At 38.8% G+C, this 12,205-nt stretch carries 10 protein-coding genes; 3 read left to right on the top strand and 7 right to left on the bottom strand.

The window, feature by feature from the left end; genetic code table 11:
• Positions 1 to 23 precede the first annotated feature (23 nt).
• The 6 genes from EMK97_RS17130 to EMK97_RS17105 all read right to left on the bottom strand — a co-directional run bounded on the left by EMK97_RS17130 (position 24) and on the right by EMK97_RS17105 (position 8,494).
• On the bottom strand, positions 24 to 398 hold the full coding sequence (locus EMK97_RS17130) for a hypothetical protein (RefSeq protein ID WP_130604004.1): 375 nt from the start codon (positions 396 to 398) through the stop codon (positions 24 to 26).
• 398 nt (positions 399 to 796) lie between these two features.
• Positions 797 to 2,446, bottom strand: a complete 1,650-nt coding sequence (locus EMK97_RS17125; RefSeq protein ID WP_130604003.1) for a M6 family metalloprotease domain-containing protein — start codon at positions 2,444 to 2,446, stop codon at positions 797 to 799.
• A gap of 9 nt (positions 2,447 to 2,455) precedes the next feature.
• Positions 2,456 to 2,758 (bottom strand): immune inhibitor A domain-containing protein, encoded by a 303-nt coding sequence (locus tag EMK97_RS17120; RefSeq protein ID WP_130604002.1) that lies wholly within the window; start codon positions 2,756 to 2,758, stop codon positions 2,456 to 2,458.
• Positions 2,739 to 3,224 carry a hypothetical protein gene (locus EMK97_RS17115; protein WP_130604001.1) on the bottom strand — a complete coding sequence of 162 codons (486 nt, stop codon included), beginning with the start codon at positions 3,222 to 3,224 and terminating at the stop codon, positions 2,739 to 2,741. Before EMK97_RS17115 ends, EMK97_RS17120 begins: the two co-directional genes overlap by 20 nt.
• A 478-nt stretch (positions 3,225 to 3,702) precedes the next feature.
• Positions 3,703 to 5,823 (bottom strand): GspH/FimT family protein, encoded by a 2,121-nt coding sequence (locus tag EMK97_RS17110; protein ID WP_130604000.1) that lies wholly within the window; start codon positions 5,821 to 5,823, stop codon positions 3,703 to 3,705.
• A 484-nt stretch (positions 5,824 to 6,307) separates the two neighbouring features.
• Positions 6,308 to 8,494, bottom strand: a complete 2,187-nt coding sequence (locus tag EMK97_RS17105) for an OsmC domain/YcaO domain-containing protein (protein ID WP_130603999.1) — start codon at positions 8,492 to 8,494, stop codon at positions 6,308 to 6,310.
• A 443-nt stretch (positions 8,495 to 8,937) separates the two neighbouring features.
• Here EMK97_RS17105 and EMK97_RS17100 point away from each other — a divergent pair, with 443 nt between their 5' ends.
• On the top strand, positions 8,938 to 9,636 hold the full coding sequence (locus tag EMK97_RS17100) for a substrate-binding periplasmic protein (RefSeq protein ID WP_170176801.1): 699 nt from the start codon (positions 8,938 to 8,940) through the stop codon (positions 9,634 to 9,636).
• A 57-nt stretch (positions 9,637 to 9,693) separates the two neighbouring features.
• Here EMK97_RS17100 and EMK97_RS17095 read toward each other — a convergent pair whose 3' ends face one another.
• Positions 9,694 to 10,833 carry a PQQ-dependent sugar dehydrogenase gene (locus tag EMK97_RS17095; RefSeq protein WP_130603997.1) on the bottom strand — a complete coding sequence of 380 codons (1,140 nt, stop codon included), beginning with the start codon at positions 10,831 to 10,833 and terminating at the stop codon, positions 9,694 to 9,696.
• Between the two features lie 288 nt (positions 10,834 to 11,121).
• On the opposite strand from EMK97_RS17095, the gene EMK97_RS17090 reads away from it, so the two are divergent.
• Positions 11,122 to 11,796, top strand: coding sequence for a hypothetical protein (locus EMK97_RS17090; protein WP_130603996.1), 675 nt, complete (start codon positions 11,122 to 11,124; stop codon positions 11,794 to 11,796).
• The gene (locus EMK97_RS17085; RefSeq protein ID WP_130603995.1) at positions 11,796 to 12,176 is read left to right on the top strand and encodes a hypothetical protein; all 381 of its coding nucleotides are present in this window, start codon (positions 11,796 to 11,798) and stop codon (positions 12,174 to 12,176) included. The genes EMK97_RS17090 and EMK97_RS17085 overlap by 1 nt, the downstream gene beginning before the upstream one ends.
• Positions 12,177 to 12,205: the final 29 nt, after the last annotated feature.

Here is a 12,205-nt window from a genome sequence, read left to right as displayed (position 1 = left end):
TATTGACCAGTAGCGATAAAATTCTAACCTACGCTAACCAGTTTAGCTTTGTGCTCCTTATGAGGTTCTGAAGCTAACGAGACAGAATGCAAGCGCGGCTGGTTATTTTTAAAGCGTTCAAATTGCACTTGCTCGATACCTAATTGGCGTAAAAACTCACTAATGACTTTTGCGTCTATACGGGCAAACTCTTGTTCTGATTTAGTCATTAAACTATCAACAAAAGCACTTTCACCATGAATATTAATATTAGCCATTGCTGAGTAAGGCTGACCATAATCACTCACGCGAATTGCTCTAATGGTTTTAATTTCAAATATCCACTCATTAAAGTTAACAAAACGAGACATAGGCTTATCTTGTAAATTCATTTCATCTTTAGCTATGTTTTTAAACATTAAAACAGACCTCATAGCGGTACTTTTCTTGCTGTAAATAGAAGAAACACGGCAGAAAAGTAACGGGAAAAATTAACATGACGCTATTGTCAGCGCCGACTCGGCTAGCAGAGCATTATTCACGCCATATTTATTAAAGAGCTGATATATAAACATTTAAGTCAAAATACCCAGGCAAACCTGTCGCCTAATAGCGACAAAGATTGTGATTTAACACGCTAAATTTACAATGCGCTAAATATTATGAAGACAAAGCCTTTGTTAACAGGGGTTAATAGCTTTATTGATTTTGCAAGAAGACTGTCGCCAGATAGCAACAGGGCAAGTATCTTATTTAAAAACAAGTGATGTGTAATAGAGCACATCACTTTGTTTCTTTTAGTAATAACTAAAAAGTTTTACTCAATTATAACCGTTAACTGTCCGCTGCTAACACCGCTGCTTCTACCGCGAATGGCAATATACCAAGTTCCTGCAGCTGGGTTATTTAACGTGATATTATTGCCCGCTGTATCTCGGGCATCATAGCTTCGAGCGCTCGCTTCACTGCCTTGCTTAATCATCAGCATAGCTGAGCCACCATTTTTATCCAAATCTACTGTTAACTTGCTAGTATTTGCCGGGATATCAAGAGGAATATGCTGATATTCACCGTTTGATACGTTTACGTCATAGCTGGTTTGTGAGCCTGTTGAGCCATCACCATTTCCAGAGTCATCACCTTCAACGTCATAACTAGCGGACAAAGTAACATTTTCAAATGCTCGGTCATTATAGCCTTTAACGACGACATAATAAGTACCAGCCTTAGTTGCACCAAATTCACTTTCATTGCACACTTCGACGGCACTACTGGTATTTAAAAAGCAATCTGCCGAACTGCTATCCGAGGCGCTAGCATAGTTCACGTACAGATCAGCATCTCCGCCACTATGATGCTCAATGGAAATCACTAAATTACTCGCGCCTTCAGGTACTTGAATACTGGCAAGAACACTATCATTACTCTCTGCTTGAATAATTTCACTACTGCCATTTTCAAGCACTAACTCACCTGTCGCAGGCGGTGTTCCACCAGTATCACCATCGCCGCCGTCACCTAAATCAAAGGTCATGGTATCGCCCTTGGCAGAAATGTTGGTCATGCTAAATTCACTTGCCGAGTTATCCCACCAGTTACTATTTACTTCAGCATTGGCAGCAAACTCGGTATCCCAATCTTGGCTAGAGCCATATTCACTTGAGCCGCCATCACCATCACTGCCAAAGGTATCGTGCTCATCACCATCATTAAGATCATCTTCCATATCAAAATAATAATCAGCAGATACCACGGCTACGCCATTATGGTTTCGTGAACAATCTTGAAAGCCCAAATCACAGGCAACGGTATTAACACCACTTTGGGTTTGAAAGTTATCTCCAGGAGCAGCCAAGGCATCATCAATATGCCAAACAAGTAAGCCTCTGCCAGGAGAATAGGCATCAAAACCACGCTGATTTTTATTTTCTACAATAAAGTATTCATCTCGATTGGCAGGGTTTTCAAATAAAATGGCTTCAGCATGATTTACTGATTCGTTTAATTCAAAACCTGACAAGTTAGTGCCATTAACTTTAACTGGGTCAATCCAGCCAAGCATGTACTTACCCCAAGCCGAGATATGAGCTGGCGACTCACCATCGCGATTCGCACCTGTTTTACTGCCAGAGGCCATTAAACTCCAATCCCCTGCCCCAGCTGTGTAACCGTCAGTGCTACCATTAGTGTCATATAAATCAGGCAAGCCAAAGACATGACCAAATTCATGAGCAAAGGTACCAACATGAGCACGACCACCAGCAGTGTTTAATTCCGGCGCAACAAAATAATCATTAATCACCATATTTTGTCGAGGATCAGCAGGACAAGTATCATCAGTTTCATATTTGCCGTTACCATCGCCTTCTTGTTCAAGGTAATACAAGCTGTACTTATGTGCCCAAATATCATTGCTTGAGCCGACCGCTTGATGTTCACCATTACCTTGGTAAATAAAGGCAATCAAATCGACAGCTCAGTCATTGTTTTCATCCGCGTATTGCGAAAAATCAATGTTACTATCTGCAACACTCAAGGCATCTTCAATCATCACGCCAATATTAGCATCATAGCCGGCACTGTTATTTCGTCCGTAAAATTGGTGATTTTCAGGTAGCTGAATCCAATCAATCACACCAGATGTTCCGCCTTGAATATTTAACTTACCGTACGAAACTTCATCATAGTAGGCAGTTAATCCCTTGCTATCAGCAAATAAAAAATCATTAAAGTCGCGGCGCGAATAACTTGCTTGTCTATCAGCAAAGTTTAATAACATTAATGGTGCCTTGAATGCTTGTTTTTGACAGTGTGCTTGCATGACCGCCATTAACGGCACCGTTGCCATCGATATGCTCTCGTGAAAATACATTTTTATTATGGGCTTGTTTTCGGCGTTGCTGATTTCGTTGTTTTGCCTTACCACTGCGACGAAGTGCTTTGCTTTTTGCTCGCTTTTCACCTTTTTTCACTCGTTGGGAAGAGGAAACTAAATCGCCATTGCCATCTTGTTCGGCAAAAAACCATAAGCCGGTTTTTTCATCTTTTATAACTGAATAACCTTCTTCAGTTTCCCAGCCGTGAGAAAATTCATCCCCCCAGCGACAAATATTAATTTTACTGCCATCTGCTTGGGTAACACTAATTAGTCTAGTATCTGCTGGCTCTGCTTTCGCCGTAAAAGGCATGCTTGATAAAGTCGTCATGATAATAGATGACGCTATTGTTAATTTTTTGATGCTCAATTTCTTATTCCTACTGTTAATCGTTATAGTTATTCGTACTGTCCATTGAGGTAAATCCTTCTAAAGTGTTATTGCTGACAAGCACATTTCTTCATTGCTAAAAACCACGCAATTTAAGTTAGCCTGCTAAACACTTAAGCTAAAAACTATTACCTTTATTCACAGTAAACAAACCAGAAAACAGCAGGAAAAACTGACAAATGATAATTTCTCAGAATAAAAGCAAGGTAATTGATAAAAGCGTTCGAAATAGCCACTTTTGATGATTTAAAAAGCTTATCAGGTGATAAAAAATGCTCGAGAAATATGAGGTATATAACCTGCGAATACCGTGCGAATAACCTGCTTTAGGCTAACTCAAGGTAAAATAAGCGAATAGACAAGAAAAAAGGCAGCATGCAATGTTGCAATACTGCCTTCAGGTTACGCACATGTTCAAAGTTAACAGCACAGGCGCATTGTAATAAATGGTCGTTGCTTAGTGCATAGTGACTTGAACTTCAATCCATGCACCTGTTGTACCTTCTGTGCCACCACGATTCACCGTTTTAATGGTAAAGCCTCTGCCCCACTCATCGGTATAACTTTTATCCATCATTAAGGCGCCATCATAAAAATCGTCAAAATCATCATGTTCATCGTTTAAATCATCGACAAAAGTGTAAGGGGTAAAATCAAGCAAATACGATACACCATAGTAATAGCTGCGATCATCTTCATCAGGGAAGTAGCCTTCAATATTTACTTGAATTCCATCTAAATCTGCGCCATCGCCCGTACGATACTCTAGCCAGTAGGTATAATCACCATTACCCGACTTCAATCGTAAGCCAATATCACGATCACTACGTAAAGCGTCTTGCTCTAGGGCATAAATACGATAGGTACCTGATTGAGTAACTTCAGGCGTATAAGATTTAATATTCCAAGTTTTAAAGAAGTTTTTGTAATAAAGGTTTAAGCTACCGAACTCCCAAGCTCTGTTGCCCATCAAATCATATGGATTACCGTATTGAATCCTTTCTGATTCATAATGACCTACACCAAAAATAGTTTCTTGGCCATCTATGCCTTGCGCATGATGAAGCCCCATAGCATGCCCCATTTCATGAGCGATACCGCCAGCTTGAGAGCGAACATCACCAGTATCATAAACTCTAATAGTACCAGGATTGACACCAGCTTTTATACCATGAGGTCGCCAACCATAAACGCCATCTTCAATCTCTGCCCAGTAATTAAACTCAGGCGCTAGCGCTAAATATATGGTGTTGTCATCAATATCGTTATAATCCTTTTCACCTAAATCAATCAGCGTTTCTTCAATGTAAGCCCGCCACTGTGACGATGTAGTGCCGTCCCAATCTGATTTACGCGAATTAATTTGAATAACCTCTTCATGAATTTCATAGGTGACAGCAAAACTTCCATAAGATTGCTCATCAAAGTAAGTAACGATTTCATTCATTTCTGATTTGATACGGCTATCAGACCAAGTTAAGTCAACATCGGTAAATTCAAACTTAAATATTTTCACGTTAACATTGTCATGTAGCCACTGCACATGTGAGCCATAGAGCTTATCTTCTCCTCCACTTGAGCCTCCGCCAGTATTCCCGCCACCGGTTGAACCACCAGAGTGTACCTCTGCTGTGTAGTCTTCAATTTCACCCCAAGTAAAGCCAGTGGCATTTGCCTCACCATCACCATTCATAGCCACTCGCATACGAGCAATACCATCATCAATTTGAGATAAATCTACCGTGCCACTGACTGCTCGACCTCGTCGACCGCTGGCTGAAAAGATCTTTTCGTCGCTGTCAAATGAGCCATTATTATCGCTATCAATCCAAACGGCCCAATCGCCATCCCAGCTTGAGTTTGGTGTTAAGGTAATATTATCGCCATCGCTGATGGAAAATGTTTGCTTGGCGGTAAAGTCTGCATAGCCATTATCATTACCTGAGCTATATTCATCGCTATTAATTAACACCGATGAAATATGTTCATTACTGCCGCCTTTAGGCACTTGCTGCAATTCATAGTCTGAACTGCCACCGCCAGTGCTACCACCACCAAGGTTAACTGTAATATCTTTACTATCACCATAACCGTCATAGCCACAAGAATCAGCGTTTATATCATCAGCATGAAATACAACCCGCATGCTCGTGCTATTAGCATTAATATTATTAGGGATGTTTATACTAGCCGAAACCAGGGTATTACTAGCGCTACTGGTATTAAAGATAAGTTCATTCGCATCAGCAAAGTCACCATCATTATTTAAATCAAGCCAGACATGCCAATCGTTACGATAAGCATAGCCACTATAACCTGGCGTTAACTCTAAGAGATCACCATCAGCTATATTGGCACCATTTGATAACGCGCTACCATTTAAACTAATACTTTGAATAAATTCATAGCGATCATTTGCTGATATTTCACATACCGCGACAGCGCTTTGCGTTACAAGCGCAGATAAACATCCTGCCATCATACTTGCTTTATATTTGCTCTTTTGACTACTTCCTGTAATTTTTTTCCTTGATTTACTGTGCAAATGAGCTGACTTTATTATCGTTTTAATCATCATTCATTTTCTCCGACATATTCTTATTGCAATAAATAAACCCAAGACAAACTGCAGCATGGAGTTTACTTATCAACACTTATTTAGCTTATTGAAAAGCCTTGGTGCACTTTTATTGTTGTTAAAATGTGCAATCGCCAGTGTTGGTTATTTGCCAAGCAATGTAAAAAATCAGCGATAATATAAAGAAATGATAAAAGCACTTTATTGTATAAAACGCTAACCAGCTGTATTTAAAGAAATATTAAGAGTAAAACAGTTGCATATAAAAAAGGGCAAGTTCAGTTAAGCTAAGAAAACGGCAGCAACTGCCAAGTGAAAGATAAAAAACCAAGTATATGGTGATATTAAATTATTAATGGCCTTGATTGGCTGATTAAAAATTATCAAATTCAGCGTCGCTATAGGCATTCTTTGGCACATAAAAACAAAAAAGCCAGCGTCTTTAAAAAAAGCTGGCTTTAAAATCACTTTCCAAAATAAGAAATTACTTTTTGCTTGCTGCGGCGCGCGCTTGATGTAATTTCTTATAGCTATCAATTAAACGTAAGTGCTTATCTAAGCCCTCTAGCTGCATATTCGTTGCTGTTAAACCGTAGAATTTCACATCACCTGTAATTGAGCCTACCACATTATCCATTACCTGCTGGCTAAACATACGAGTTAAATTAGCTAAGTAATCTTCAAGTTCCAATTCTTCATCTAATACAATTTCTAGTACTGTATGTAAGGCTTGATAGAACAAGCCACGTTCAACGGTATTATCATTGTACTGTAAGAACTCTTCTACTAACTCAATAGCTTCTTCTAGCTGCTCTAGCGCCAAATAAATTAATATTTTAAGCTCTAAAATAGTCAGCTGACCCCAAACGGTGTTTTCATCAAACTCAATACCAATGAGGGTGCGAATATCAATATAATTATCTAGTTGGCTCTCTTCTAAACGCTCCGCTAAATCAGCTAACGCGTCATCAGACAAGCTATGCAGCGTTAAAATATCTTCGCGATAATCTAATGCCTTATTGGTGTTATCCCAAATTAAATCTTCGGCTGGATAAACTTCAGAATAATCAGGTACCAAAATACGACAAACGCTCGCGCCAAGCTCAGTAAACTCAGCAACATAAGCTTCTTTGCCTAAATCTTTTAAGATGGCGAATAAGCCGTCGCACTCTTCTTCATTGCTGCCTGAGAAATCCCACTCACAAAAATCATAATCATGCTTAGCACTAAAGAAACGCCATGAAATCACGCCAGTAGAATCAATAAAGTGCTCAACAAAATTTTCAGGCTCTGAAACGGCCATGCTGTTAAAAGTTGGTTTTGGTACATCATTTAAACCTTCAAAACTTCTACCTTGTAAAAGCTCCGTTAAGCTGCGCTCTAATGCCACTTCAAAGCTAGGGTGAGCACCAAATGAGGCAAATACGCCGCCTGTTCTTGGGTTCATCAAAGTCACACACATTACCGGAAATTGCCCGCCAAGTGAGGCATCTTTAACAACTACCGGGAAGCCCTGTGCTTCAAGCCCTTCAATACCAGCAACAATGCTCGGGTACTTAGCTAGTACCGCTTGTGGTACATCTGGTAAAACAATTTCTTGTTCAATAATTTGTCTTTTTACCGCTCGCTCAAATATTTCAGACAGGCACTGAACCTTAGCTTCCGCTAAGTTATTACCGGCACTCATACCATTACTTAAGAATAAATTTTCAATTAAGTTTGACGGAATAAAAACGGTCTCACCATCACTATGACGAGTATAAGGAATCGTACAAATGCCGCGCTCAATATTACCTGAGTTAGTATCAATTAAATGCGAGCCTCTAAGCTCACCATCATTATCATAAATACTTAAGCAGTAATCATCTAGCATACCTGCTGGCAAGCTATCGTCGTCCGTTAAAGCGAACCACTTTTCATTGGGGTAATGAACAAAGTCGCTATGAGCAATCTCTTCACCAAAGAATTGATCATTGTAAAAGAAGTTACAGTTTAAGCGCTCAATAAACTCACCTAGCGCAGAACATAACGCACTTTCTTTAGTTGCGCCTTTACCATTGGTAAAACACATAGGTGAAGCAGCATCGCGAATATGCAACGACCAAACATTAGGGACAATATTACGCCATGAGGCGACTTCTATTTTCATACCTAAATCAGCCAACATAGCGGTCATATTGCTGATGGTTTGTTCAAGCGGTAAATCTTTACCTAAAATATAAGTGCTTGAGTCGCTATCAAGCTGCTCCATTAGCATAGCTTGCGCATCATCTTCTAGGCTTTCAACGGTTTCAATTTTAAACTCTGGCCCAGTTTGTACCACTTTTTTCACCGTACAACGCTCAACAGAGCGTAAAATACCTTGGCGATCTTTATCTGAAATACTCTCAGGTAATTCCACCTGAATTTGGAAGATTTGATTGTAGCGATCTTCAGGATCAACAATATTGTTTTGCGATAAGCGAATATTATCGGTAGGAATATCGCGTGATAAACAATAAACACGAATAAAGTACGCCGCGCAAAGGGCAGATGACGCTAAAAAGTAATCAAAAGGGCTTGGCGCAGAGCCATCACCTTTGTAGCGAATGGGTTGATCAGCAACCACGGTAAAATCATCAAACTTGGCTTCTAGTCGCAAGTTTTCAAGAAAATTAACTTTAATTTCCATAGAATATTCCAAATATGTCGTATGTAGCTAGCTAGAGTTTTACCGCCAATTAGCAGGCTAAAAACAATAAACGAGCCATTTAAGTGCAATAACTGGATTATCCTAGGTTTCGAGCCAATAGTCTTGGGTTAATTACAAATTAGCGTAATTTTATCTAGCGCGAATATTTATAGCACTACTCAAGCATTAGTTTAATAATATCTTTTTGTTTACTTTCTTCGCTTAACAGTAACTGAGACTAGATATCCGCCAAAGTAAGTGAAAACAGCCCAGTCAGCTTGTCGAGTTTATACACGATTTTTTATGAAGCACCAGGTAAAGTATTTTGCAAATTAAAGCAAGCTCGCTAATACTTTTAGATTAAGATTTCTAAACTAAATTTTGTAATGTTTAACAAAGAAATAATTTTAGCTTGTTTTCTTTTTTGCGCGCCTTTTCATTGTTTGGCAGAAAAAATATCCGTTGCCTTTGGTAATACCTTGGCCCCTTGGGTAATGAGCGAAAGCCAATCAGGTATTTTGCTTGATATTGTCAAACAAGCCTTAGAACCTTTAGGCTACAAAGTAAAACCTTATTATTACCCTTATGCCCGCCGCATCAATGCATTTAGGCAAAAAGAAGTCGATGTGGTATGCGACATTAATTTAGCCAACATAAAACACCTTAGTTTACGCGGTCATTTTTCTGGCGAAATCTATCAATACGAGAATTATTTTTATGCGTTAAGCCGAAATAAGTTTCAATTTTCGAGTATGGATGATCTGGTGGGTAGTAGCATTGTCGCTTGGCAAGGTGCAATGTATTCACTTGATGACAAGTATGAAAAAATGGCTACTGCCAATCCATTTTATATGGAAATACATAACCAAAAATCACAAGTCAAATTACTCTTTAATGGCAGGGTTGATGTTATTCAACTGGATAAAAATATTTTCGAGTATTACCGATTACAAATTGCGAAAGATGGTTATATCAATGTAAATCAAGGCGTTGATAAATTTGCTTTTTTAACCCCTAACCCAGGTGGCTTTATGTTTCATTCACAAAAAGTGCGAGATGACTTTTTAACACAAGTGAACAAGATGATAGAGTCAGGTCAGATGCATCGTATCTTTCAGCAATATGGCGGCTCCTATCAATAGTTGATAAAAAACTGAGCTTCTTTTGATAGGCTTTTGCAAGCTCCTCTTAAACGCTCATTAACGCTTAGCTTGTAGCTTGAAAATGCCTTTACCATCAACAGCAGCATAAATATAGCCATCAGGCCCTTGCTTAACATTTCTCACACGGGTGAGCTTATCTTTTACTATGGCTTCACCAATAATCTTATTACCCTGCAAAGTTAGCATAGTTAAATAACCAAACTTTAAAGAACCAATCAGCAAATTGCCTTGCCAGTTCGGATATTTGTCACTGGTAACAAAGGTCATGCCTGATGGCGCAATAGACGGGTTCCAATACCATAGCGGTTGTTCCATCCCCGCTTTTTCAGTAATATCGGTAAAACGTGTACCAGAATAATTAATGCCGTAACTTATCACAGGCCAACCATAGTTTTTGCCTTTGGCAATAATATTCACTTCATCACCACCGCGCGGGCCGTGTTCATGTGTCCAAATAGCGCCTGTTTTTGGGTGCGTTGCCATACCTTGTGGGTTGCGATGGCCGAAAGAATATATCGCCTGCTTACTATTTGCTTTACCAGCAAAAGGGTTATCTGTAGGAATACGACCATCATCATAAAGGCGATAAACTTTACCGGCATCACGACTAATATCTTGAGGGTTATTATCTCGATGACCACGATCGCCAATAGAAAAGTACAAATACCCTTGATGATCAAACGCTAAACGACTGCCAAAGTGAACACGTTTATCATCATAAGCTTTGGCTACGTAGATATCTTCTTTATCGACAAGCTGGCTTCCCTTTTGACTCATCTTTAGCTTAGCGCGCATAATCGCTGTGCTTTTATTGCCTTCACCATCAGCTTTACTGTACGAGAAATACAGCCAGCCATTTTCGCTGTAATTAGGGTGTAAAATAATATCGAGCAAACCACCCTGGCCACCACGTGCGATTTTAGGTAGCCCCGTTATTTTCTCAACCGTGTTAGCGCCCTTATTCGCTAGCAATAACTCACCGCCACGCATGGTAATCAGCATATCGCCGCTCGGTAGCCAAGCCATGCCCCAAGGAATACCATCATAAGCAACCACTAACTCAGTTTCTAATGAGTGATTTAACTTTTCTGCTATCACTTTTCCTGAAGTAATACCGCTGGCATTCACTGAAGTAACAGCAAATACAGCAATAACAAAGGCAATTAATTTAGACATCAATTTGGTCACAAAGAAAACGAACTAATGCCTCACATCATAGCCAATTGCGATAAATTTGAAAATAGCGTGAAAGATTTCAACCAAAACGACTTGTGGCTTATTAACAGGCAGCTATGGGCGAACGGTGAATGCTCAGCAAGACTTTATTCTATTTCAAAGAAATTGTTATTTTATCGATTAACATTATGAAAATGATAGTTTTTCTGGTAGTTTTGTTTAATTGTGGTAGACGGACATTACCGAGAAGTCTACAGAATATACTGTTATATTTTTCAGGAGAGTTTGGTGTTACAAATTACAGAATTAATACCTATAACGGTTTTTGTAGCCTTAATACTTTTTATACTGAGAGAATTATTAGATATTGTTAAAAAGAGAGCAGAGCGTAAAAAAGCTATCAATGTATATAAAACTTTATTAAGTGAAGAGATTAGAGAAAACTTTACAACATTAGATGGGCTTTACAATGTAATAGAAATGCTTCTAAAAGGATCTGAACAAGAAATAAAGCCGCAAAAGTATAATGTCAAAACAGATCGCTATGACAATGATTTTGTAATGATTCAATTAGGCGAGAAATCTGAGTACGGTTTCTTATCTATGAGACTTCCGAATTTTAAAACAGAGCAGTTTAATAATCATATTTCTACCTTGGTTGCTCTTGATAAAGAGCTGTATGATTCCCTAAATGAGCTTTATAAAAAGATTAGATTTTGGAGTGACCTGAGGAATGATGCAGTATGTCTACTTGCCAATGAAATAGAAGATATACGCAATTACTTTTTAGGCGCAAACTTCCATCATTTAAAAGAAGAAAAAGAGTATAATATTCGCCTCTTGAGAGAAGCCCATATACAGCTAACAAATCAAACTATTAATTTTCATGCTGGTAAAGCGACTGCTATTGATGTGAAAAAGTATAAACGAATCAATCAGGATAATAGTGTTGGCCAGTATTAGTGGACGTTAAATCCTATATGCATCACCTCTTACATTTGACTATATATTTAGTACTGATGGTTTTATACCTGCTATATGATTCAGCAGGTAGATCGGATGCTAACATTCTTGAAGGTATAATTGTCGGTACAATGAGCTTTGCCCCTTGGCATGCGCTTTGGGCTGTTGCGAGTATTGCTTTTAAAGCATCAAGACCTGTTGTTAATGGCGCATATTTAGCATTACACCTTTTTTGGTGTTTTATTTGCCTACAAGTTGTAACTTCTATTGCTCGTGACTCAATGAACCTATGGTTTATATATATAGTATTTGCCCCCATAGCTATTTTTCTTGGGGCTTTTATTGGTAAAAAGCTCTTTAAAAATAGTATACAGCCCTAACAAGGCATATTCACAAAGCTCCCCTATTT

Origin of the sequence: Litorilituus sediminis, assembly GCF_004295665.1 — a bacterium.
Lineage (GTDB): Bacteria > Pseudomonadota > Gammaproteobacteria > Enterobacterales > Alteromonadaceae > Colwellia > Colwellia sediminis.
The sequence above is the reverse complement of the archived record's forward strand: the minus strand, read 5'-3'. Positions and strand labels throughout refer to the sequence as shown.